Here is a 22,749-nt window from a genome sequence, read left to right as displayed (position 1 = left end):
GGGCCGCTCGCGGCCTCAGCCCTTGCGTACCCGCTCGGCCCGAGCCAGGTCCATGCGCTCGCGCGCCGCGGCCACCTCCGGCCGCGTCGACACCTCGGGCACGCCCACCTCCCACCACGCGCCGGCCTCGGTCCACCGATCCGGCCGGGTGCGCACGACCACCACGGCCGGCCGACGCGCCGCCCGCGCCGCCGCGTACGCCTTCGCCAACTCCTCCACCGTGTCCGCGGTGAACACCTCGGCGCCCAACGCCGCGGCGTGTGCGGCGAAATCGACCCGGTGGTCGGCTGCGGCACCCGGACCCCGGCAGTCGGTGATCATGTTGTTGAACGGTGCCGCGCCCTGGCCCTCCTGGAGTCGGGCGATCACCGCGTATCCACCGTTGTCGCAGACCACCGCGACGAACCGGTGTCCGGACAGGACCGCCGAGTACAGCTCCGAGTTGAGCATCAGGTAGGAACCGTCGCCCAGCAGGGTGGTGACCACGCCCGCCGGCCGCGCCATCGCCGCGCCCCACGCGCCCGCGATCTCGTAGCCCATGCAGGAGAACCCGTACTCGACGTCCATCGTCGCCGCGCCGACCGGACCGCAGGACCGCCAGCCGCCGACCAGTTCGCCGGGCAGCCCGCCCGCGGCGGTGAGCACGTAGTCGTCGGGCCCCGAGATCGTGTTGACCACGCCCACCACCTGCGCGTACGTCGGCGGCACGGCCGGCTCGCCCGCCTCGCGCAGCCGATCGACCACGCCGTCCCAGGCCCGTCGTTCGCGCTCGGCCCGCGCGCTCCAGGCCGGGTCCGCCCGCCATTCGCCCAGCAGCGGCCCGAGTTCGCGCAGCGCCTCACGGGCGTCCGCGGTCACCGGGGCGGCGCGCCGCTTGACCGCGTCGAACCGGGCCGCGTTGATCGACACCAGGCGAGCGTCGGCGGCGAACACGCTCCACGACGCGGTGGTGAAGTCCTGGAGGCGGGTGCCGACGGCCAGGATCAGGTCGGCGTCGGCGGCGAGCGCATTGGCCGAGGCGGAGCCGGTCACCCCGAGCGGTCCGGCGTGCAGCGGGTGGTCGTGCGGGAGCAGCGTGCGTCCCGCGACCGTCTCGGCGAACGGGACACCGTGCGCCTGCGCCACCGCCGACACCTCGCGTGCCGCGCCCGAGTAGCGCACCCCGCCGCCGACCACCAGCAGCGGACGCCTCGCCTCGCGCAACAGCTCCGCCGCGTCCGCGAGTTCGCGCAGGTCGGCGCGCGGTCGCGGCGGCCGGTGCAGGCGCGGCGCGAACAGGCTCACCGGGAAGTCGTACGCCTCGGCCTGGACGTCCTGCGGCAGCGCGAGGGTGACCGGCCCGCAGTCGGCCGGGTCGGTCAGCACCCGGGCCACGTGCGGGAGGGTGGCGATCAGCTGTTCCGGCCGGGTGATCCGGTCCCAGTAGCGGCTCACCGCACGGAAGGCGTCGTTGACGGTCGTGCTCGGGTCGTGGAAGTGCTCGACCTGTTGCAGCACCGGATCCGGGGCGCGGCTCGCGAACGTGTCGCCGACCAGCAGCAGCAGCGGCAGCCGGTTGGCGTGCGCGACGCCCGCGGCGGTGACCATGTTCAGCGCGCCGGGCCCGATCGAGGAGGTGGCCGTGAGCACCTGGCGGCGCTGGGTGGCGCGGGCGTAGCCGATGGCGGCCAGCGCCATGCCCTGTTCGTTCTGGCCGCGCCAGACCGGCATCGCCGCGCCGGCCTCGTGCAACGCGTCGCCCAGACCGAGCACGTTGCCGTGGCCGAAGATGGCGAACACGCCGGGGAAGAGCCTGGCCCGGCTCCCGTCGAAAAGTTCGCTCTCCTGGGCCACCAGCCAGCGCACCAGGGCCTGCGCGGTGGTCAGCCGCACGGTCGCCCCGGGCGTCGGGCCGGCCGCGGGCGTCGGTGTGCTCATCGGTTTCCTCCATCCGGCGTCGGCAGCGGGGTCATCGGGCACCTGGGATCGGGCGTCTGTTCGGCCCAACTCTCCCGGACCCAGTGGTGGGCGGGGTCGTCGCAGGCGAGCATCGCCCGCTCGTCGCCCGGGCCGGCCATCACGTTGAGGTAGTAGAGGTGGTGTCCGGGGCAGGCCACGCAGGGACCGTGGTAGCCGCGCGGGACGAGGAACACGTCGCCGTCGCGGACGGTCACCGTCTCGTCGATCGCGCCGTCGGTGGTGTAGGTGCGGTGCAGGCCGAAGCCGGTCCGGTCGGGGGTGCGCCCGTCCCGCCCGGCCACCCGGAAGAAGTAGATCTCCTCGTTGACGCTCTCGTGCGCGCTCGCCGTGTCGTGCTTGTGCGGCGGGTACGAGGACCAGTTGCCGTCCGGGGTGAGGATCTCGCAGACGATCAGCCGGTCCGCCTCGAACGCGTCGGGGGTCATCAGGTTGTTCGCCTGCCGGGTCGCGCGCCCGGCGCCGCGCACCTCGACCGGCACGCCGGTCGCCGGGCCGTACGCCGGGTCCAGCCGTCGGCGGGCCCGCGCCGAGGCGAGCGCGAGTTGGCAGCCGTGCTCGCTGGACAGCCGCAGTTCGGCGTCGCGTGGTACGTACGCGAAGTCCGGCACCGCGGTGAACACGCTCTCGCGTCCGCCGAGTTCGAAGCGGCGGCCCTCGGTCTGCACGGTCGCCGAGCCGGCCAGCGGGATCACCGCGACCTCGTGCTCGCCGGTCGCCAGGTCCCGTCGGCCGCCGGGGGGCAGGTGGATCACTCGCAGGCCGCTGTGCCGCCAGCCGGCGAGTTCGGGAGTGATCAGCAGCGGATCCTCGGCGCCGGTGGCGGTGCCCCAGGGGTGGAACAGGGTCGGGTCGTTCACACGATCACCTCGATCGCTCGCGGGTCGGCGGCGCGCAGCACCCGCGCGGCGGCGGCCACCGCTCCGCGCACGTCCCCGTCCGCCGGGTACAGCAGCGCACGGCCCACCACCAGGCCGCGCACGGCCGGTTGGGCCAGGGCGCGCCCCCACGAGGACAGGTCGGCCTGCGGGTCGGCCGAGGGCACGCCGCCCAGTACGACGGTCGGCAGGGTGGTCGCGCCGGCCACCCGGTCCGGTTCCTCGGTGGCGGGCAGCTTGAGCCACGTGTAGGCGGAGGTGGTGCCCAGCGCCGAGGCGACGGTGACCGCGCGCACGTTGGCGGCGGTGCCGCGGTCGAGGACCAGTCGTCCGCAGGCGTCGCGCCGGTAGGGCAGCGGTTCGATCATCGCCCGGATCCCGTGCTCGGCCAGTTCGCTCACCGCGCGGGCGCAGCCCTCCAGCGTGGGTATCGTGCCCGCGTCCTCGTCGACGATGCGCAGCAGCATCTTGCCGCCGTCGAGCCGGTATCGGCGGATCGCGTCCGCGTCGTAGCCGGTGAAGCGGTCGTCGATCTCCCAGGACGCGCCGGACAGGCCGCCCCGGTTCATCGAACCGATCACCACCTTGTCCTCCAGCACGCCCAGGAGCAGCAGTTCCTCGATCACGTCGGGGGTGCCCAGGACCCCGTCCACGTCCGGGTGTGCCAGGGCGTCGACCAGTCGGCCGAGCAGGTCGCGGCGGTCGGCCATGGCGAGCGGGTCGGTGCCCACCCCGAGCGAGCCGCGCCCGGGGTGGTCGGCGGCGACCAGGAAGAGGGTGCCGTGCGCGGAGAGCAGGCGCGGCCGGCGCCGGCGCTCGGCATAGGCGGTGCGTACCGCGTCGGGCCGGGTCGCCCGGGTCGCCAGCAGGTTGGTCCAGTCGCGGTCGCTGATCACGTTCGGTTCTCCAGCATCGGGTGGTTCACGAGTTCCTCGATGTCCGCGTCGGTGGGCATCGCGTCGGCGCACGCGAGTCGGGCGGCGACCAGCGCCCCGGCGGCGTTGGCGTATTCGGCGATGCGTTCCGGGTCCCAGCCGGCGAGCAGGCCGTGCACGAGGGCACCGCCGAAGGCATCGCCCGCGCCGAGCCCGCACACCGCCTCGACCCGGCGGGGGGCGATGGTGGTGCTGCCCTCGGGCGTGGCCACCAGGACACCTTCGCCGCCCTTCTTGACCAGGACCAGCCGCACGCCGCGGTCGAGCAGTCGGCGGGCCGCCTCGTCCGGGTCCGCGGTGCCGACCGCGATCGCCACCTCGGTCCGGTTGCCCACCACGACCGTGGCCTCGTCCACGAGTTCGCCGATGTGTCGGGTGGCGGCTGCCGGGTCGGACCAGAACATCGGCCGGTAGTCGAGGTCGAGCACGGTGTGCGCGCGTCGGCCCCGCGCGGCGAGCATCCGCCGATGGGTGCCGCGCGAGGGCTCGGTGCTCACGCCGGTGCCGGTCACCCACAACACCGGCACGTCGCGAATCAGGCCCCACGGCACGTCCTCGTCGGTGAGCGTGAGGTCGGGGGCCACCGGGAGCCGATAGAACAGCAGCGGCGGGTCCTCGGGCGGGTCGAGGGCGCAGAACACCACCGGGGTGAGCAGCCGTTCGTGGGTGGCCACCCACGTGGGGTCGACGCCGAAGTCGGTCAGCGCGGTGCGCACGTAGGTGCCGAACGGGTCGGCGCCGACCTTGGTCAGCACCGCGGAGCGGCGGCCCAGCCGGGCGGCGGCGACCGCCACGTTGGTGGCGGTGCCGCCGAGCGACCTGGCGAAGGTCTCGACCCGCTCAAGCGGGACGCCGCTCTGTTGCGGGTACAGGTCCACCCCCACGCGCCCGACCGTGAGCACGTCCGGGGCCGGCCCCGAGTCCGGCCCGAGCGGGGGCCGCGCACCGTCGGCCGCCCGCTCCGGTCCGGCCGCCGTCGGGTCCGTCATGTCTTCACCTCCGCACCCAACTCGTGTGCGAGTGCCTCGAGTTCGGCGCCGCCGGCCATCTGTCGGGTGAGTTCGGCCACGGTGATCTCGGATTTGCCGAAGCAACCCTGGCTGCGGCCGCGGTTGAGCAACAGGAAGCGGTCACCCACCGGGTAGGCGTGGTGCGGATTGTGGGTGATGAACACGACGCCCAGGCCCCGATCCCTGGCCCGCGCGATGTAGCGGAGCACGACGCCCGCCTGTTTCACGCCGAGCGCGGCGGTCGGCTCGTCCAGGATCAGCACCTTGGCGCCGAAGTGCACGGCCCGCGCGATCGCCACGCACTGCCGCTCGCCGCCGGAGAGTGTGCCCACGGGCTGCTCGACGTCGCGCAGGTCGATGCCCATGTCCGACAGCGCCCGGCGCGCGGTCTCGCGTGCCGTGCCGATGTCCAGCCGGGAGAACGGGCCGCGGCCCTTGCGCGGTTCGGAGCCGAGGAAGAAGTTGCGCCACACGCTCATCAGCGGCACCACGGCCAGGTCCTGGTAGACCGTGGCGATGCCCCGGTCGAGGGCCTGCCGGGGCGAGGAGAACCGGACCGGCGTGCCCTCCACGAGGTAGGCGCCGCTGTCGTTGGCGTGTACGCCCGCCAGGATCTTGATGAAGGTCGACTTGCCCGCGCCGTTGTCGCCCAGGACGCACGTCACCTCGCCGGCGTCGACCGACGTGGAGACGTCGTCGAGGGCGATCACGCTGCCGAACCGCTTGCCGATGCCGCGCAGTTCGAGCAGATGCGCACCGGAGCCGGGGCCGTTCGCCCTGGCCTTGGTCGCGCCCGCCCGCACGCCGGCGGCGCTCTCGCCGGTGGTCGGCTCCTCGGCCGGCGGCCGAGCTGGTGGATTCGTCATCGACGGGACCTCTCCGCGCGGCGCCGGAAGGAGTTGTTGACCAGGACGGCCGCCAGCAGCATCACGCCGAGGAAGAGCTGGAACCAGTCGCTGTTCCACTTCGCGTAGACGATGCCCTGGCGGGCCATGCCGAAGATCAGCGCACCCACGGCGGCGCCGATCGCCGAGCCGTAGCCGCCGGTGAGCAGGCAACCCCCGATCACTGCGGCGATGATGTACTGGAATTCCAGGCCGATGCCCTGATTGGCCTGGACCGAGGTGTAGCGCAGGATGTTGATCGAGCCGACCAGCCAGCCGGCGCCCGCGGTGGTCATGAACAACACGATCTTGGTGCGGTCCACCGGCACGCCGACGTTGCGCGCGCTGACCGGTGCGCCGCCGACGGCGTAGATCCAGTTGCCGAACCGGGTCCGCGCGAGCAACCAGGTCGCCAGCGCGGCCAGTACCAGCCACCACAACACCGAGACCTGGATCTCGGTGCCGGCGACGGCCATGGTCGAGGCGAAGAACCGGCCGGCCGACTCGTAGCCGTCGGTCGAGCGCATCCCGCTGACCTGGACGCTGTTCGTCACATGTCGGGTGACCCCGAGGTTGAGGCCCTGCAGGGCCAGGAACGTGCCCAGCGTGATGATGAAGCTGGGCAGTCCGGTACGCACCACGAGCCAGCCGTTGAGCGCGCCGACCGCGAGTGCGAACACCAGCGACACCGCGAGCGCGGGCCACACCGACCAGCCCGCCCTGGTCGCCAGCATCGCCGTGATGAGCGCGGTCGAGGCGGTCATCACCCCGGCGGACAGGTCGAATTCGCCGCCGATCATCAGCAGCGCCACGGCCACCGCCATGATGCCCAGGGTGGCCGAGTCGTCCAGCCAGGTGGCGGCTCCGGAGGCGGTGAAGAAGCCGTCCGCGACGATCGCGAAGAAGCACATGACCAGCACGGCGCCGATCAGCGAGCCCAGTTCGGGCCGGATCAGCAGCCGGTGCGCGAGTCGGGCCGGCGCGAGCCGTTCGTCCGGCCCGGGATCGCCGGCGGTGGTGCCGGCCGCGGCACGATCCGAGCCGCCGGCCGCCGCGGCGGGCGCCGAGGGGGTCGAGGGACTCGTGCTCACCTGGTCCCCCGCTGCGCGTACTCGGCCACCGCGCCGACGTTGTTCTTGTCCACGAAGCCGGGGCCGGTCAGTACGGGCTTGCCGCCGCCGACCGTGTTGGCGTTGTCCCGGTAGAGCTTGATCATCATCACCGGCAGGTAGCCCTGCAGGTATTGCTGCTGGTCCACCGCGAAGACGATCCTGCCGTCCTTGATCCCGGTGACGACGTCCGGGTTGAGGTCGAAGGTGGCGATCTGCGCCTTGGAGTTCGCGTCGCCCACGGCGCCCACCGCGACCGCGGCCACCTGCGGGTTGAGCGCGAGCACGGCGTCGATCGAGGAGTCCGACTGGAGCGCGCCGCGAATGCGGGCCTGGATGTCGGTGGGGTTGCCGATGTCCACCTGGAGCGTCTGGGTCTGGCCGCCGAAGCCGGCCTTGGCGCCGTCGCAGCGCTGGTTCAGGCCGATGTTGCCCGCCTCGTGGATGACGCACAACATCTTGGTCCGGCCGGCCTGCTTGAGCTTGGCGCCGGCCGCCTCGCCGGCGATCGACTCGTCCTGGCCGACGTGCGCTATCGCACCGAACTCGGTGGACCTGCTCTGCCCCGAGTTGATGGTGATCACCGGAATGCCCTTGGCGGTGGCCGCCTTGATCGAATTCGCCAGCGCGTCCGGGTTGGCCATCGAGACCACGATGCCGCCCACGCCCTGGGTGACCGCGTTGTCGATCAGCCGGGCCTGCCCGGCCGGGTCGCCGTTGCCCTGGTACTGGACGTCCACGCCCAGCTTCTTGCCCGCGTCCTGCGCGCCGTTCTGCACGACGCTCCAGAACGCGTCCCCCGCCGAGCCGTGGGTGATCACGGACACGGTGTTGTTGCCCTTGGCCGCGGCGGTGGGAGCGCCCTTGGGGGTCTTCTCGGCATCCGGGTCGTCGCCGGACGGGCTGCTGCATGCGGCGAGGACGAGCGCGGATACGCCTAGGGCGGCGGCGAATCCGAGGGAACGTCGGGGCATCGATTACTCCTCGTTCGGGACGTTCGGGGCGGTCGGGACGAACGGGTGGGTCGGGAGTCGGTCCGCGGTCGGTGCGGATCCGCGTCGATGGGCGGGCGGCGGGCGGCGGTACGGGCGCGCGGCCCGGTACCGATGTCGTACCCGGCCGGGCGGCCGGCAAGGGCGCGCCGACCCGTCGGCCGTGCGCGGGCGTCGGCGTCAGTTGCCGCGCAGGTGCGCCAGACTGCGCGCGGTGTCGTGCCGGGGCAGGGCCGCGTCGTCCGGGTCGCCGGTCAGCCGGGTGTCCTGTTCCAGCACGTACCAGTCGCGGTATCCGGCCGCCCGCAGGGTCGCCACTATCTCGGCGACCGGGACGTCGCCCTCGCCGAGCGGGCGATAGAGACCGTGCCCGACGGCCTCGGCGTAGGTCAGCGCGCCGGATCGCACGAGGGCGGCGGTGTCGGCGTGCACGTCCTTGAGGTGCACGTGCCCGATCCGGTCGGGGTGCCGGCGGACCAGGTCCAACGGGTCGGTCCCGCCGATCAGCAGGTGGCCGGTGTCCAGGCACAGCGGCAGGGTGCTGTCGCCGAGAAAACGCTCCACCTCCGCCGAGGTTTCCACGTGCGTGCCCACGTGCGGGTGCAGGGTGGTTCGCAGGCCGTATCCCCGCGCGATCCGCGCGACCTCGTCGGCCGTGTCGATCAGGCACCGCCACTGCTCGTCGGACAGTTCGGGTCGGGTGTCGTAGCCGTCCAGGCCGGTGGCGGCGGCCAGCACGAGCACCTCGCCACCGGCCGCGGCGATCAACGCGGCCGTGCGCTCCGCCGCGTCGGTCGCCGGTGCGACCCGGTCCCGCTCGTGCAGCGCGAGCGCGGCGAACGCGCCGACCAGGGTCAGGCCGTGCCCCGCCAACACGCCCTTGAGCACGGTGGGATCGTCCGGCAGGTAGCCGGGCGGACCGGCCTCGGTCGCGGTCAGGCCGAGATCGGCCATCTCGCCGAGCACCGTGTCCACCGGCAACATCGGCCCCCACCCGGGCACTTCGCACACGCCCCAGGAGATCGGCGCGCCCGCGAGCCGGATGTCCGACGAAGCCGGGCCGGTCGAAGTCGAGGACGCGGCCAGGGGCGTCCCGGTGATCGACGGATCCGCGGCGGCGGGCGTGGTCGGCGCAGTCGGGTCACCGGGCGTCGTCGGAGGAAGCGGTGTGCTCATCAGGCCACCTCCGTGGTCGGCGGCACCGCCGCGCCCGCCGCGGCGAGTACGGCCGCCGGCTCGATCGGTCGGCCCTCGCGGCGCGACCGTTCGCAGGCGTCCGCGAGCACCAGGCTGGCCAGCGAGTCGCGAACCGGGGACGGGTTGGCCATCCGGCCGGCGACCACCTCGACGAACACCCGCATCTCGTTGCCGTAGGCGAGCGCGAATCGTTCCGGGAAGCCGGGATAGGCGTCGAGGCCGGCCTGCGGCCCGTCCGCCTCCAGCGAGGTCAGCGGGGTCCGGGGATCCAGGCCCACCGCAAGCGACTGGGTCGAGCCCAGCACCTCGATCCGGTGGTCGTACCCCGCCGGGTCGTGTCGCCCGCCGGTGAGCACCGCGTGCGCCCCGCTCGCGAACCGCAGCACCACGACCGCGTTGTCCACGTCGTCCGCCTTCGCGAACGCCTCGTCCACCAGCACCGATCCGCTCGCGAACACCTCGACGACCGGTTCGCCGAGCAGCCACGGCACCGCGTCCAGATCGTGGATGAGCAGGTCGCGGAAGATCCCGCCGGACGCGGGCAGGTAGCCGAGGTCCGGCGGTGCGGCGTCCTGGCCGACCGCGCGGACCAGATAGGGCGTACCCATCTCGCCCGCGTCCAGGCGGCGCTTCAACTCCACCACGGCCGGGTCGAATCGGCGTTGGAAGCCGACCAGGACCGGCACGCCGCTCGCCTCCACGTCCGCGATCAGGGCGATCATCGCGGCGATGTCCGAGGCGATCGGCTTCTCGCACAGCGTCGGTACGCCGGCTGCCACGGTCCGCCGCACCATCTGCGGGTGGGTGTCGGTGGGGGTCGCCACCACGACGCCGTCGACCGTGCCGAGCAGGGTCTCCGGGTCGCCGACCGCCTCGACGCCGAGTTCCCGCGCGAGGGCGTCCGCCCGACCCGGCAGCGGGTCGAACAGGACCAGTTCGTCGACCGTCTCCAGGCTCGTGAGGTTCCGCGCGTGCATGGCGCCGATCCGCCCCACGCCTGCGACTCCGATACGCATCAGATTCATTTCTCCAGTGGACGGGTGGGCAATCGGTTGATCGGACAACCGGTGATTGGGCGACCGGCCGACCGGGCAGGTGGGCAACGGGACTTCGGCGGCCGACCGTCCGACTGCCGTGCTCGGGGCGCCGCCGAATCGGCACGCTCCACATTTTGGAGCGCTCCAATCCGGGAACGCCCCAAGACTGATACCCGCCGTCCGAGCGTGTCAAGACTCACTCGCCAGGTTCGCTCGGCGGTGCCGACACACCAGAGACGGTAGGCATTACAGCCATTCGTCGGACCGTTCGGCAGGTGTTTCGGGTCGTTCCGGGTGGAGCGCTCCATTCTTTGGAGCGCTCCAAGCGTGTAATCTTCGTTCCACGGCCGTCGGCCGTCGGCCGTCGGATCGCCGGGATCACCGGCGTCGCCGGGGAGCCGATCGTGCGGGGCGGCGCTCCGGCATCGGGTGGCGCGGGGTGGGATCGCGGTTGTGCGGGTCGCGGGCCCACCGGATGGTCGCAAGCGTCGAATCGGTGGACGTCGAACCCCGGGTCGGCACGTTTTCGACCGTCGGAGCCCCGACCGTCGCAGCCCCGCCGGCCGGAGCCTCGACGACCGAGGCATCGGTCGTCGGATCCGCCCGACCGACCCGGCCGCCGGCTCCACATCGGGAGAAAGGTGAGCATCAGTGTCCGGTCCCACCCTCGAGGACGTCGCCGCCCGCGCCGGGGTTTCCCGCTCGCTCGTGTCGCTGGTGATGCGTGACTCGCCCAAGGTCGGCGAGGTGCGCCGACAGGCCGTCCTGGCCGCCGCCCGCGAGTTGGGCTACCGCCCCAACCTCAACGCCCGCACCCTGGCCACCGGCAGCAGCAGCACGCTGGGCGTGATGATCTCCGACCTGCACAACCCGTACTTCGCCGAGGTGGTCGACGGCATCGAGGCCGCCGCGCACGCCTGCGGCATGGACATCATCCTGGGCACCGGCGGACGCCGTCCGGCGCACGAGCGCCGCAGCCTGGAACGCCTGCTCCAGTTCCACCCCGCAGGCCTGATCCTGCTGGGCCCGGTCGTGGAGACCTCCGCGATCGAGGATGCCGCCGCCCAGGTGCCCACCGTGCTGGTGGCCCGCAGCGTACGGGCCGCCCGGGTGGACTCCGTCAACGACGACGGCGCCACCGGCTCGGCGCTGGCCGTCGAGCACCTGGCCGCGCTCGGCCATCGCGACATCGTGCACGTGGACGGCGGCGCCGGCTCGCAGTCCGCGGTCCGCCGCCGCGGCTACGAACAGGCCATGACGCGCCTGGCGTTGAGCCGCCACATGTCCGTCGTGCCGAGCGAGTACACCGACACGGGCGGCGCCCGGGCCGCGCGCGCCCTGCTGGACCGCGACACCCTCCCGACGGCCATCGTCGCGGCCAACGACTTCAACGCGGTCGGCATCATCGGCGAGTTGTCCGCGTCCGGGGTACGGGTGCCCGGGGACGTCTCCGTGGTCGGCTACGACAACACCCACCTGGCCGGACTGCGGCACATCGGCCTGACCACGATCAACCAGCCGCGCGAGGAGATGGGCCGACTGGCCACCGAAACGCTCCTCCAACGCCTACGCGGCGAACGCGGCAAAGCCGCCCGCCACCTCCTCCACCCGGAACTGGTCATCCGCACCAGCACCGCACCCCCGAGGAGCTAGTACCGCGCACGGGATCCCGTGGGCGGTGGTGATGGGAAACTCCGCGACCCGGCGGCATTAAATTACTATTATGTGTGGTCGGCTGATCCGAAACCGACTGTTGCCAATCCCTTCGAATCGCCGATCGCGCGCGGATGGTACCGCTGTGCGAAACACCACCCGGAAGAGCCGGGCCGCCGTCGCAAGGAAATCTTCGAGAGACCCTCCGAGGTTTATTGCCGAGCCCCGCATTGTTCGGCTCACGACAAAGTCGCTTTCATCGAAATCCCTGCTCCGGAGTGGGAGCGACATCCTCGGGAGTGGGGTCGGGGGCGGGGTACCGGTCACGGTCGACACCCCTGCGGCGCAATAAGTTCACCCGTACGGTCGCCCACCGAACGGTGCCGCAGCAGCGAATTTGCCGGCCCATGGGAAAGCCTCGACACCTGTCCGACACACGCGGGAAATGCCGCTGTGGCCTGCGAAAACGTAGTCGGTCGTTGATATCGACGACGCGGGTTGTCTAGCGTCTGCGCCAAGTGCAGACCGCACCCCCGTTTTTCGCCGTGCAGACGCGGCCGAACTCGCGACCGAGTCGCGAGGTGGAGGCAACGAAACGCTCGTCACAAGCATCCGGGCGATTCGGATGACCGGAACGGATTCCTCGCGGATCGCCGCCGGTCGAGCCCCACAGGGGAATTCCGAAGGGAATCCATGCTTTCTCACAGCACCTCGCACCGTGACGAATCGCACCGAGCCGGCGGCCGACGCCGGCTGCGCGCCTCGGCCGTCGTCGGCGTCGTCGCGACCTCACTCGTCGGCTTCGTCGCGGTGGGCCAGGCCCGGGCCGCGGACGATGCCACCTGGGACCGGGTCGCGCACTGCGAGAGCGGCGGCAACTGGACCACCGACACCGGCAACGGCTACCACGGTGGACTGCAGTTCAAAGAGAGCACGTGGAAGGCCAACGGCGGCAAGGGCCGCGCGCAGGACGCGCCCAAGGCGGAGCAGATCCGCGTCGCCGAGAACGTACTGCGATCACAGGGGGCGGGCGCCTGGCCCGTCTGCGGACGCAAGGCCGGTCTGGCTGGCGCCGGCCCCGCCCGGCGCGCCGAACGCTCCACGAACGACCGGTCCGAGCGACCCGCGAAGGCCGCCGCACCCGATCGGCCGGCTTCCGACTCCCGCGAGCAACCCGCCTCCTCCCCCGAACAGTTCCCGTTGCCCCCGAACGCCGACGAGATCGTCGTCCGGCCCGGCGACACCCTGTCCGGCATCGCCGCCGCACACCACCTCCCCGACGGTTGGCCGGCCCTGTACGCCAAGAACCAGGCGACGGTGGGCCCGAACCCCGACCTGATCCACCCCGGCCAACGCCTGTCGCTGCGCTGACCCGCGACACCGCGCGGGGGAGGTCGGGGCCGGCCCCGACCTCCCCGCCGCCGGACGAGCACCGATACCGACCCATCCGGGTTCGGGCCGGGCCCACGGCGCACCGACGGGCGCGGCACCGGCTACATCGGGGTGACGTACGCCCCGGCGATACCGCCGTCCACCAGGAATTCGGCGGCGTTGACGAACGACGAGTCGTCGCTGGCCAGGAAGGCGACCGCGGCCGCGAGTTCCTCGGGTTCGGCGAAGCGGCCGACCGGGATGTGCACGAGCCGGCGGGCCGCCCGCTCCGGGTCCTTGGCGAACAGTTCCTTGAGCAGCGGCGTGTTCACCGGGCCCGGGCACAGCGCGTTGACCCGGATGCCCTCGCGGGCGAACTGCACGCCCAGTTCCCGTGACATCGCGAGCACGCCGCCCTTGGACGCGGTGTAGGAGATCTGCGAGGTCGCCGCGCCCATCACCGCCACGAACGACGCGGTGTTGATGATCGAGCCCCTGCCCTGTCGCTGCATGTACGGCAACGCGGCCTTGCAGCACAGGAACACCGAGGTGAGGTTGACCTCCTGGACCCGGCGCCACGCGTCCAGACCGGTGGTCAGGATCGAGTCGTCGTCGGGCGGCGAGATGCCCGCGTTGTTGAACGCGACGTCGACCGACCCGTAGGTGTCGAACGCGGTCTTGAACAGCGCCTCGACCTGCTCGGCGTCGGTGACGTCGACGCGCACGAAGAGTCCGCCGACCTCTTCGGCGGCGGCCTTCCCGGATGCCTCGTCGATGTCGGCGCACACCACGTTCGCGCCTTCGGAGGCCAGTCGCCGGGCGGAGGCCAGGCCGATACCGCTGCCCGCTCCCGTGACGACGGCGGTACGGCCGACCAGGCGGCGGCACACGGGGGTCTGCTCGGTCACTTAACTCTCCTCGGTGCTGATGGTCTCGGTGCTGATGGTCTCGGTGCTGGTGGACTCGGTGCTGATGAACACGTTCTTGATCTCGGTGAAGGCCGCCAGTGCGTCCGGCCCCAACTCGCGCCCCAGCCCGGACTGCCCGAAACCGCCGAACGGGGTCGAATAGCGCACGCTGCTGTGCGAGTTGACGGACAGGTTCCCGGCCCGCACCGCCCGCGAGACGCGCAGCGCGCGACCCACGTCCCGGGTCCACAACGACCCGGACAGGCCGTACGCGGTGGCGTTGGCCAGCCGGATCGCATCGGCTTCGTCGTCGAACGGCAGGACCACCGCGACGGGGCCGAAGATCTCCTCCACGGCCGTGCGGTCCTCGGCGGAGTCGGGCGTGAGGACCGTCGCCGGATACCAGAAGCCCTTGCCGGTGGGCGCGTCCCCGCGGATCGCGGCGGGCGCGTCCTGCGGTACGTAGGAGCGCACCCGCTCGCGATGCGCGGCGGAGATCAGCGGGCCCATCTGCGTGTCGGGATCCCTGGGGTCACCGACCCGGAAGGCCCGCACCGCCGGTTCGAGCAGGTCCATGAAGCGGTGGTAGACGCCGCGCTGCACCAGGATGCGGGTCCGCGCGCAGCAGTCCTGTCCGGTGTTGTCCAGGAACGCGCCCGGCGCGGCGGCCGCGGCGGCCTCGATGTCGGCGTCGGCGAAGACGATGTTCGCGCTCTTCCCGCCCAGTTCGAGGGTCACCCGCTTCACCCCGGCGGCACACCTGGCCATGATGTCCCTGCCCACGGCGGTGGAGCCGGTGAAGACCACCTTGGCCACGCCGGGGTGTTCCACCAGGGCCCGTCCGGCGACCGGGCCGGCGCCCGGCAGTACCTGGAACAGCCCCTCGGGCAGCCCGGCGGCCAGGCCCAGTTCGGCCAGGCGCAGTGCGGTCAGCGGGGTGGTCTCGGCAGGCTTGAGCAGAACCGCGTTGCCGGCCGCGAGCGCGGGCGCCAGGCCCCACGCGGCGATCGGCATCGGGAAGTTCCAGGGCGCGATCACCGCGACCACGCCGAGCGGTTCGTGGAAGGTGATGTCCAGGCCGCCGGCCACCGGGATCTGCCGGCCGGTCAGCCGCTCGACGCCGCCGGCGGCGTAGTCGAGCAGGTCGCGGACGTTGCCCGCCTCCCAGCGGGCGTTGCCGATCGGGTGGCCAGCCTCGCGCACCTCCAGGCGGGCGAGTTCCTCCAGGTGCTCGTCCACGACGACCGCGAAGCGGCGCAGGATGCGGGCCCGGTCGCCGGGGGCGCAGGCCGCCCAGTGCGCGGCGGCGCGGCCGGCCCGGGCCACCGCGGCGTCGACGTCGTGCGCCGAACTCGCCCGGACGGTCGCGACGACCTCCTCGGTGGTGGGGTCGAGGATGTCGTGCTCGTGCGGGCCGTCCGGGTCGGGTCGGTCGTGTTGTTCGTGCTGCTGGGACAACGCCTTGATCCTTACATGCGCTCGAAGGAGCGGAAGCGCTCCCAGTCGGTGACTGCCGTGTCGTACGCGTCCTGCTCGACCTGCGCCATGTGCAGGTAGTGGGCCACCACCTCGGCGCCGAAGGCGTCCTCGGCGATCTTCGAGGCGGCCCACAGTCCGGCGGCCTCGCGCAGCGTGCCGGGCACGTGCGGCGCGTCGCCGGTGTAGGCGTTGCCGGTGCAGGCGTCGCCGGGTTCGAGTTCGTGCTCGATCCCGTACAGGCCGGCCGCGATCATCCCGGCGACCGCGAGGTAGGGGTTCACGTCGCCGCCGGGGAGGCGGTTCTCGAAGCGGTGCGAGTGGCCGTGTCCGATCACCCGCAGCGCACAGGTCCGGTTGTCCGGACCCCAGGCGACCGCGGTCGGCGCGAACGATCCGGGCCGAAAGCGCTTGTACGAGTTGATGTTGGGCGCGTACAGCAGGGTGAACTCGCGCATCGCGGCGAGTTGCCCCGCCAGGAAGTGCCGCATCGTCTTCGACATCCCGTACACACCGCTGTCGTCGGCCAGCACCGGCCGGCCGTCGGCGTCGCGCAGGGACAGGTGGATGTGGCACGAGTTGCCCTCGCGCTCGTCGTACTTGGCCATGAAGGTGAGCGACATGCCCTCCTGCGCGGCGATCTCCTTGGCTCCGGTCTTGTAGACGGTGTGCTGGTCGCACGTGGTCAGCGCGTCGTCGTAGCGGAAGGCGATCTCGTGTTGGCCGAGGTTGCACTCGCCCTTGGCCGACTCCACCGTCATCCCGGCCGCACCCATCTCGTTGCGGATCCGGCGCAGCAGCGGTTCGACCCGGCCGGTGCCCAGCACCGAGTAGTCGACGTTGTACTGGTTGGCGGGTGTCATGCCGCGGTAGGCGCGGTCCCAGCCGGCCTCGTAGGTGTCCTTGAAGACGATGAACTCGAGTTCGGTGCCGGCGTAAGCGGTCCAGCCGTGCTCGGCGAGTCGGTCGAGTTGGCGGCGCAGGATCTGTCGCGGCGAGGCCGCGACCGGGGAGCCGTCGTGCCACAGCAGGTCCGCGTTGAGCTGCGCGGTGCCGGGATGCCAGGGGGTGCGACGCAGGGTGGCCGGGTCGGGGCGCATCACGAAGTCACCGTATCCGCGTTCCCAGGACGACATCGCGTAGCCGGCCACGGTGTTCATGTCGGTGTCCACGGCGAGCAGGTAGTTGCAGCCCTCGGTGCCGTGGGCGAGCGTGTCGTCCAGGAAGAAGCGGGCGGCGAAGCGTTTGCCCTGGAGCCTGCCCTGCATGTCGGTGAAGGCCAGGACTACCGTGTCGATCTCCCCGGAGTCGACGAGTGCGCGCAGCTCGTCGACGGACAGCGGGGGCGTTCGGTCTGCCAAGGGAATGCCTCCTGTCGGTCCAACCGGAAGCCATAAGGTATGGCCACGAACCATTGATTGGGAAGAGCCGGAGGGGAGGGATCGTGGACGAGCGATCCGGGCCGGAGCCGAGGGACAGGCTGTCGCCGCTGCTGCGGCCGGTGCGGGCGGGCAACGGCTTCGAGGAGGCGTTGGAGCAGATCCTCCAGGTCATCCGGCTGGGGCTGGTCTCCGACGGCGGCCGATTGCCCGCCGAACGCGATCTCGCCGATCGGCTGGGGGTCAGCCGGGTGACCCTGCGCGAGGTGCTCAAGGTGTTGGCCGATCAGGGCATCGTGGAGAGCCGCCGGGGTCGCTATGGCGGCACGTTCGTGCGCGAGCGCCCGGGGCCGGCGGGCGACGGCTCGGCCGCCGAGCTGCGCCGCCGGATCGCGAAGGTGGACGTGGAGGACACGCTGCGCTTTCGCGAGGTACTGGAGGTCGGCGCGGCGGGGCTGTGTGCGGCCCAGGGCCTGGACGAGGCCCAGGCCGCACGGTTGCGGGCGGCGCTGGCGCAGACCCGGGACGCGCCGCTGGCCGAGTACCGGCGCCGGGACACGCTGCTGCATCTGACGTTGGCGCAGTTGTGCGGCTCGCCGACCCTGGCCGGCCAGTACGCGGCGGTCCGGGCCACGGTGAACGACCTGCTGGACTGCATTCCGCTGCTGGTGCGCAACCTGGAGCACTCGCAGCACCAGCACACCGCGCTGGTCGAGGCGATCCTGGACGGTGATCCGGATGCGGCGGCCGAGGTGATGCGCGAGCACTGCGCCGGAACCGCCGCGCTGCTGCGCGGATTTCTCGCCTGAGCCTCCCGCGCGCCCCCGGCGCCGGCCACGCGGATCCCCCCGCCCGGCCGGCGCCGTTTTCCGGTCCGAGCCGCGTCGTTTCCGGCCCGGGCCGCGCCGTTTTCGCGCCCGCCTCGACCCGCCCGCCGAAAAGACATCCGCGCCGGGGCCTTGCGCTGCATCGACTCGAAGGGCAAAGGTATGCGCTCGAACCAATAATTCCCCCTCCCCTCCCTCCCGTCAGGAGTGGCTCGTGGCCGACGACATCCAAGCGCGCACGAAGCAGGGCAGCGGCGGCGCGTCCGCCGAGGCGGAGGACTATCTGGAGAAGCGGGCCCTGCGCCGGGGCAGCGCGGGCTGGTTGCTGCTGACCGGTCTGGGCGTGGCCTACGTCGTCTCGGGCGACTTCTCCGGCTGGAACTTCGGCCTGGCCGAGGCCGGCTTCGGCGGTCTGGCGATCGCGGCCGCGCTGATGGGCCTGATGTACACGTGCATGGTGTTCTCGCTCGCGGAACTGTCCTCGATCCTGCCCGCCGCCGGCGGCGGCTACGGCTTCGCCCGTCGGGCGCTGGGCACCTGGGGCGGCTTCCTGACCGGCACCGCGATCCTGATCGAGTACGTGCTCGCGCCCGCCGCGATCGTCATCTTCATCGGCGACTACGTCGAATCGCTGAACCTGTTCGGCCTGACCTCGTCCTGGCCGGTCTACCTCGCCTGTTTCGTCGTCTTCATCGGCATCCACCTGTGGGGTGTCGGCGAGGCGCTGCGGTTCAGCTTCGTGGTCACCGGCATCGCGGTCGCCGCACTGCTGATCTTCGCGATCGGCGCGTTCACCGAGTTCGACGGCGGCGGGCTGAACGACATCCCGGTGGACCACGACGCGCTCGGCGCCAACTCCTGGCTTCCGTTCGGCCTGCTGGGCATCTGGTCCGCCTTCCCGTTCGGGATGTGGTTCTTCCTGGGCGTGGAGGGGGTGCCGCTGGCCGCCGAGGAGACCAGGGATCCGGCCCGCACACTGCCCAAGGCGATGGGCCTGTCGATCGGCGTGCTGCTGCTCCTGGCCGTGCTCACCTTCCTGGCCGCGACCGGCGCACACGGCTCGAACGCGGTACAGGACGCGGGCAATCCGCTGGTGACCGCGCTCCAGGGCGACGGCGACCCGACCCCGCTGAGCCGCTTCGTGAACTACGCGGGCCTGGCCGGGTTGGTCGCCTCGTTCTTCTCGCTGATCTATGCCGGATCCCGGCAGCTCTTCGCCCTGTCCCGAGCCGGCTACCTGCCCCGCTTCCTGTCCCTGACCAGCCGCCGCAAGGCCCCCTACCTCGGTCTGTTGGTGCCCGGCGCGCTCGGCTTCGCACTGGCCGCGTGGAGCGGCGACGGCGCCCGGATGCTGAACATCGCGGTGTTCGGCGCGACCATCTCCTACGCGCTGATGTCGCTGTCGCACATCGTGCTGCGCCGCCGCGAGCCCGACCTGCCCCGGCCGTACCGCACCCCGGGCGGCATCGCCACCTCCTCGGTGGCCTTCGTGCTGGCCTGCTCCGCGCTGGCCGCGACGTTCCTGGTGGACAAGCGGGCCGCGTTCATCGCGCTGGGCGTGTACGCCGTCGCCCTGGCTTATTTCGCCCTGTACAGCCGGCATCATCTGGTGGCCAACGCACCCGAGGAGGAATTCGCCGCACTGGCCGCGGCCGAGGCCGAACTCGCCCGGGACTGACCACCCGCGCCGGCCGTCACCACACTCCGTCCCGCCGCCATCCCGAGGCTGCGATCCCGAGGCAGCAGATCCGAAGCCGAAATCCCAGGAACCGAGCGACCCTTCATGCCCAAACCACTGATCGGCATCAGCACCTACCACGAGGAATCCGCGCAGTGGGGAGTGTGGCATCTGCCCGCCGTACTGCTCCCCCTCGACTATCCGACCCACATCCAACGCGCCGGCGGTCTGGCGGTGCTGTTGCCTCCGGACGCTCCGGAGGCGGCGGCCGAGACGGTCGCCCGGGTGGACGCCGTGGTCATCGCGGGCGGTCCGGACGTACGGCCCGCCCGCTACGGCGCCGAGCCGCACGCCCGGACCGGGCCCCCGAACGAGGCCCGGGACGCGTGGGAGAGTGCGTTGATCGAGGCGGCGCTGGCCTCCGACACACCGCTCCTGGCGATCTGCCGCGGCATGCAACTGCTGAACGTGGTGCTGGGCGGCACGCTGATCCAGCACGTGCCGGACGTGGTCGGCCACGGCGGGCACACCGGCCCGGCCGGAAGTCTGGCCGCGCACGTCGTCGCGCCGATCCCCGGCACGCTGTTCGCCTCGCTCGGCGCCGAGCCGTACGAGGTGCCGACCTACCACCACCAGGCGGTGGACCGGCTCGGTCGCGGCCTGGTGCCGAGCGCCCGGGCCGAGGACGGCCTCATCGAGGCGGTGGAACTGCCCGGCGAGACCTTCGCGCTGGGGGTCCAATGGCACCCCGAGGCCGGCACCGACCAGCGGCTGGCGCACGCGTTGATCGCCGCGGCCCGCCGCCCGCGGCTGGTACCGGCCCCGTCCGCCTGAGGTCCGTGCGCGACGGCCGCGGCCGGCCCCGATCGCGGCCGTCGCGCGACGATCCCACGGCACCGCTCAGCAGATCCTGGGCAGTTGCTCGCCGATCGGCATGTCCAACACGCGGGTGCCGCCCAGCCCGGTGCGCGCCACCACCATCCCCGGATGCGCCGCGACGCACTCTCCGATCACCGCCGCCCCGACGCCCAGCGGATGCGCACGCATCGCCGCGAGCACCGCGTCGGCGTGCTCGCGCGGCACGAACGCGACCAGCTTGCCCTCGTTGGCCACATACAGCGGATCCAGGCCCAGGATCGCGCAGGCGTTGGCCACCTGGGGCGGCACCGGGACGTCGCGTTCGGCGATCGTCACGCCGACCCCGGCCGCGGTGGCGATCTCGTTGAGCGCGGCGCCCAGGCCGCCCCGGGTGGGATCCCGCAGCACGTGCAGGTCCGGCGTGACCGCCAACATGGCCTCGACCAGCCCACCCAGCGCGGCGCAGTCGCTGCGGATCTCGACGTCGAATTCGAGGCCCTCACGCACACTCATCACGGCCACGCCGTGGACGCCGATGTCGCCGCTGACGATCACCACGTCGCCCGGGGCGGCGCGCTGGGGCCGGATGTCGACGCCGGCCGGGATCAGACCGATCCCGGCGGTGTTGAGGTAGATGCCGTCCCCGTGCCCGGCCTCGACCACCTTGGTGTCGCCGGTGGCGATCTCGACGCCGGCGGCACGGGCCGCGTCGCCGAGCGCCCCGGCGACCCGGGCGACGATCGACATCTCGACGCCCTCCTCCAGGATGAAGCCGACGGACAGATACGCCGCCCTGGCGCCGCTCATGGCCAGGTCGTTCACCGTCCCGTTGACCGCGAGCTCGCCGATGCCGCCCCCGGGGAAGAACAGTGGACGGACCACGAACGAGTCGGTGGAGAAGGCCAGTCGAACCCCGCCGAGGGTGACCACCGCGGAGTCGGCGAGACCGGCCAGCAGGGGTCCCCCGAACGCGGGCGCGAAGACGTGCTCGACGAGTTCGGCGGACAGCGCGCCGCCCCCGCCGTGCCCGGTCACGATCCGCGGATGGTCGCGCAACGGGGCCGGGCAGGTCCACCCGGAGAAGTCCGGCGCGGCGGGCACGGTGACCGGAGCCGGGTCGGTGAGCTCAGACAACGGGGGTCGCCTCCCGGGGCGCGGTGGGAGCGGCGTCGAGCCGGCGGTAGAGGTAGTAGGCGGCGCACGCGCCCTCGCTGGAGACCATCGTGGCGCCGAGCGGATTGCGCGGGGTGCAGGTGGTGCCGAACGCCGCGCACTCGTTGGGCTTGAGCAGGCCCTGCAACACCTCGCCGCTGCGGCACTCGGCCGGTTCCAGGGTGGTGATCCCGGTTACGTCGAAGCGGTACTCGGCGTCGTGGTCGCGGTAGCGCGGAGACAACCGCCACCCGCTGTCCGGAATGACCCCGATGCCGCGCCAGGCCCGGTCGGTCACCTCGAACACATCGGCCAGCATGGCCTTGGCCGCGGGATTGCCCTCGGTCCGGACCGCCCGCGCGTACGCGTTGTCGACGGTGTGCTCGCCACGCTCCAACTGCCCGACCGTGCGCCGAATGCCCTCCAGGATGTCCAACGGCTCGAACCCGGTGACCACGATCGGCACCCGATGGCGCTCGGCCAGGTCCGGATACTCGTCCACACCCATCACGCTGCACACGTGGCCGGCCGCCAGGAAGCCCTGCACCCGGCAGTCCGGCGACTGCATGATCGCCTCGATCGCCGGCGGTACCCGCACGTGCGACACCAGCAGGCTGAAGTTGCGGATGCCCTGCCGCCTGGCCTGATACACCGTCATCGCGTTGGGCGGCGCGGTGGTTTCGAAGCCGATACCGAAGAACACCACCTCGCGGTCCGGGTTGTCCCGGGCGATCGCGAGCGCGTCCAACGGGGAGTAGACCACCCGTACATCGCCGCCCTCGCTGCGCACCCGGAACAGGTCGCGGTCGGTGCCCGGCACCCGCAACATGTCACCGAACGAACAGAAGATCACCCCGGGTCGTGCCGCGATCGCCAACGCCTTGTCGATCACCTCCAACGGGGTCACGCACACCGGGCAGCCCGGCCCGTGGATCAACTCCACCCCGGAAGGCAGCAGTTGGTCGATGCCGTGCCGGATGATGGTGTGCGTCTGCCCGCCGCAGACCTCCATGATCGACCAGGGCCGGGTCACCGTGGCCCGGATCTCGTCCAGCAGTCGGAGACCGATCTCCGGATTGCGGAACTCCTCCAGGTACTTCACCGCCGGGCCTCCTTCGAAACGCCGTTGTGATTCGGGTCGGGGACGACCACCGGCTCCGGCCGGACGAACTCCCCGGCGGCCGCGCCGGCTGCCTCCCAGGGGTCTCCGAACTCCTCCTGGAGCAACCCCATTTCGTCGAACAGAGCGAGCGTGCGCAGGGCCGACTCCTCGTCCAGTCGTTGCAGCGCGAAACCCACGTGCACGATGGCGTACTCGCCGACGCTCAGGTCGGGGACGTACTCCAGGCACACCTCCTTGACCACGCCGCCGAAGTCGACGAGGCCCATCCGGGTTCCGTCCCGATCCTCGATGTGCGTCACTCTGCCGGGCACCGCCAGGCACATGGC

General features: G+C 72.1%; 20 protein-coding genes. 5 read left to right on the top strand and 15 right to left on the bottom strand.

From position 1 onward, the window contains the following. Positions 1-15: 15 nt before the first annotated feature. From iolD to ACFZBU_RS17265, 9 genes are all read right to left on the bottom strand, one after another. Positions 16-1,917: a 3D-(3,5/4)-trihydroxycyclohexane-1,2-dione acylhydrolase (decyclizing) gene (gene iolD, locus ACFZBU_RS17305; RefSeq protein ID WP_391584433.1), complete on the bottom strand. Its 1,902-nt coding sequence runs from the start codon at positions 1,915-1,917 to the stop codon at positions 16-18. Beyond that, positions 1,914-2,816 carry a 5-deoxy-glucuronate isomerase gene (gene iolB / locus ACFZBU_RS17300; protein ID WP_391584432.1) on the bottom strand — a complete coding sequence of 301 codons (903 nt, stop codon included), beginning with the start codon at positions 2,814-2,816 and terminating at the stop codon, positions 1,914-1,916. The genes iolD and iolB overlap by 4 nt, the downstream gene beginning before the upstream one ends. Then, positions 2,813-3,730 carry an aldolase gene (locus ACFZBU_RS17295; RefSeq protein ID WP_391584431.1) on the bottom strand — a complete coding sequence of 306 codons (918 nt, stop codon included), beginning with the start codon at positions 3,728-3,730 and terminating at the stop codon, positions 2,813-2,815. The genes iolB and ACFZBU_RS17295 overlap by 4 nt, the downstream gene beginning before the upstream one ends. Continuing rightward, complete coding sequence (gene iolC / locus ACFZBU_RS17290) at positions 3,727-4,758, bottom strand: 5-dehydro-2-deoxygluconokinase (RefSeq protein WP_391584430.1); 1,032 nt, start codon at positions 4,756-4,758, stop codon at positions 3,727-3,729. Before iolC ends, ACFZBU_RS17295 begins: the two co-directional genes overlap by 4 nt. After that, complete coding sequence (locus ACFZBU_RS17285) at positions 4,755-5,645, bottom strand: ATP-binding cassette domain-containing protein (RefSeq protein ID WP_391584429.1); 891 nt, start codon at positions 5,643-5,645, stop codon at positions 4,755-4,757. Before ACFZBU_RS17285 ends, iolC begins: the two co-directional genes overlap by 4 nt. Then, positions 5,642-6,754 (bottom strand): ABC transporter permease, encoded by a 1,113-nt coding sequence (locus ACFZBU_RS17280; RefSeq protein ID WP_391584428.1) that lies wholly within the window; start codon positions 6,752-6,754, stop codon positions 5,642-5,644. The genes ACFZBU_RS17285 and ACFZBU_RS17280 overlap by 4 nt, the downstream gene beginning before the upstream one ends. Beyond that, complete coding sequence (locus ACFZBU_RS17275) at positions 6,751-7,746, bottom strand: sugar ABC transporter substrate-binding protein (protein WP_391584427.1); 996 nt, start codon at positions 7,744-7,746, stop codon at positions 6,751-6,753. Before ACFZBU_RS17275 ends, ACFZBU_RS17280 begins: the two co-directional genes overlap by 4 nt. Positions 7,747-7,944: 198 nt before the next feature. After that, a complete protein-coding gene (locus ACFZBU_RS17270; RefSeq protein ID WP_391584426.1) occupies positions 7,945-8,940 on the bottom strand; it encodes a TIM barrel protein in 996 nt (331 codons plus the stop codon). Next, positions 8,940-9,986 carry a Gfo/Idh/MocA family oxidoreductase gene (locus ACFZBU_RS17265; protein ID WP_391584425.1) on the bottom strand — a complete coding sequence of 349 codons (1,047 nt, stop codon included), beginning with the start codon at positions 9,984-9,986 and terminating at the stop codon, positions 8,940-8,942. Before ACFZBU_RS17265 ends, ACFZBU_RS17270 begins: the two co-directional genes overlap by 1 nt. Positions 9,987-10,649: 663 nt before the next feature. Here ACFZBU_RS17265 and ACFZBU_RS17260 point away from each other — a divergent pair. After that, on the top strand, positions 10,650-11,651 hold the full coding sequence (locus tag ACFZBU_RS17260; protein ID WP_391584424.1) for a LacI family DNA-binding transcriptional regulator: 1,002 nt from the start codon (positions 10,650-10,652) through the stop codon (positions 11,649-11,651). A gap of 693 nt (positions 11,652-12,344) precedes the next feature. After that, positions 12,345-13,022: a transglycosylase family protein gene (locus tag ACFZBU_RS17255; protein WP_391584423.1), complete on the top strand. Its 678-nt coding sequence runs from the start codon at positions 12,345-12,347 to the stop codon at positions 13,020-13,022. A 122-nt stretch (positions 13,023-13,144) separates the two neighbouring features. Here ACFZBU_RS17255 and ACFZBU_RS17250 read toward each other — a convergent pair whose 3' ends face one another. Genes ACFZBU_RS17250 through ACFZBU_RS17240 form a run of 3 tightly spaced genes read right to left on the bottom strand, consistent with a single transcriptional unit; the run spans position 13,145 to position 16,767 of the window. Next, the gene (locus ACFZBU_RS17250) at positions 13,145-13,930 is read right to left on the bottom strand and encodes a 3-oxoacyl-ACP reductase (RefSeq protein ID WP_391584422.1); all 786 of its coding nucleotides are present in this window, start codon (positions 13,928-13,930) and stop codon (positions 13,145-13,147) included. Continuing rightward, positions 13,931-15,388, bottom strand: coding sequence for an aldehyde dehydrogenase family protein (locus ACFZBU_RS17245; RefSeq protein WP_391584421.1), 1,458 nt, complete (start codon positions 15,386-15,388; stop codon positions 13,931-13,933). An 11-nt stretch (positions 15,389-15,399) separates the two neighbouring features. Further along, the gene (locus tag ACFZBU_RS17240; protein WP_391584420.1) at positions 15,400-16,767 is read right to left on the bottom strand and encodes a glutamine synthetase family protein; all 1,368 of its coding nucleotides are present in this window, start codon (positions 16,765-16,767) and stop codon (positions 15,400-15,402) included. An 83-nt stretch (positions 16,768-16,850) separates the two neighbouring features. On the opposite strand from ACFZBU_RS17240, the gene ACFZBU_RS17235 reads away from it, so the two are divergent. The 3 genes from ACFZBU_RS17235 (at position 16,851) to ACFZBU_RS17225 (ending at position 20,124) form a co-directional block, all read left to right on the top strand. After that, positions 16,851-17,594 carry a FadR/GntR family transcriptional regulator gene (locus tag ACFZBU_RS17235; RefSeq protein WP_391584419.1) on the top strand — a complete coding sequence of 248 codons (744 nt, stop codon included), beginning with the start codon at positions 16,851-16,853 and terminating at the stop codon, positions 17,592-17,594. A 232-nt stretch (positions 17,595-17,826) separates the two neighbouring features. After that, positions 17,827-19,290, top strand: coding sequence for an ethanolamine permease (gene eat / locus ACFZBU_RS17230; RefSeq protein WP_391584418.1), 1,464 nt, complete (start codon positions 17,827-17,829; stop codon positions 19,288-19,290). Between the two features lie 105 nt (positions 19,291-19,395). Beyond that, the gene (locus ACFZBU_RS17225) at positions 19,396-20,124 is read left to right on the top strand and encodes a gamma-glutamyl-gamma-aminobutyrate hydrolase family protein (RefSeq protein WP_391584417.1); all 729 of its coding nucleotides are present in this window, start codon (positions 19,396-19,398) and stop codon (positions 20,122-20,124) included. A 66-nt stretch (positions 20,125-20,190) separates the two neighbouring features. Here ACFZBU_RS17225 and hypE read toward each other — a convergent pair whose 3' ends face one another. The 3 genes from hypE to ACFZBU_RS17210 are packed head-to-tail and all read right to left on the bottom strand — an operon-like array spanning position 20,191 to position 22,746. Beyond that, the gene (gene hypE / locus ACFZBU_RS17220) at positions 20,191-21,282 is read right to left on the bottom strand and encodes a hydrogenase expression/formation protein HypE (RefSeq protein WP_391584416.1); all 1,092 of its coding nucleotides are present in this window, start codon (positions 21,280-21,282) and stop codon (positions 20,191-20,193) included. Then, positions 21,275-22,402: a hydrogenase formation protein HypD gene (hypD, locus tag ACFZBU_RS17215; protein WP_391584415.1), complete on the bottom strand. Its 1,128-nt coding sequence runs from the start codon at positions 22,400-22,402 to the stop codon at positions 21,275-21,277. Before hypD ends, hypE begins: the two co-directional genes overlap by 8 nt. Next, positions 22,399-22,746 carry a HypC/HybG/HupF family hydrogenase formation chaperone gene (locus tag ACFZBU_RS17210; protein WP_391584414.1) on the bottom strand — a complete coding sequence of 116 codons (348 nt, stop codon included), beginning with the start codon at positions 22,744-22,746 and terminating at the stop codon, positions 22,399-22,401. Before ACFZBU_RS17210 ends, hypD begins: the two co-directional genes overlap by 4 nt. Between the last annotated feature and the right edge of the window lie 3 nt (positions 22,747-22,749).

The organism is Embleya sp. NPDC008237 (assembly GCF_042956465.1).
In the GTDB taxonomy this organism is placed as follows: Bacteria; Actinomycetota; Actinomycetes; order Streptomycetales; family Streptomycetaceae; genus Embleya.
The sequence above is the reverse complement of the archived record's forward strand: the minus strand, read 5'-3'. Positions and strand labels throughout refer to the sequence as shown.

Bases quoted from the DNA above. Each gene is read 5' to 3' on its own strand.
- iolD (WP_391584433.1), bottom strand. From the start codon at position 1,917: ATGAGCACACCGACGCCCGCGGCCGGCCCGACGCCCGGGGCGACCGTG.
- iolC (WP_391584430.1), bottom strand. From the start codon at position 4,758: ATGACGGACCCGACGGCGGCCGGACCGGAGCGGGCGGCCGACGGTGCG.
- ACFZBU_RS17285 (WP_391584429.1), bottom strand. From the start codon at position 5,645: ATGACGAATCCACCAGCTCGGCCGCCGGCCGAGGAGCCGACCACCGGC.
- ACFZBU_RS17275 (WP_391584427.1), bottom strand. From the start codon at position 7,746: ATGCCCCGACGTTCCCTCGGATTCGCCGCCGCCCTAGGCGTATCCGCG.
- ACFZBU_RS17270 (WP_391584426.1), bottom strand. From the start codon at position 8,940: ATGAGCACACCGCTTCCTCCGACGACGCCCGGTGACCCGACTGCGCCG.
- ACFZBU_RS17265 (WP_391584425.1), bottom strand. From the start codon at position 9,986: ATGAATCTGATGCGTATCGGAGTCGCAGGCGTGGGGCGGATCGGCGCC.
- ACFZBU_RS17255 (WP_391584423.1), top strand. From the start codon at position 12,345: ATGCTTTCTCACAGCACCTCGCACCGTGACGAATCGCACCGAGCCGGC.
- ACFZBU_RS17225 (WP_391584417.1), top strand. From the start codon at position 19,396: ATGCCCAAACCACTGATCGGCATCAGCACCTACCACGAGGAATCCGCG.
- ACFZBU_RS17210 (WP_391584414.1), bottom strand. From the start codon at position 22,746: ATGTGCCTGGCGGTGCCCGGCAGAGTGACGCACATCGAGGATCGGGAC.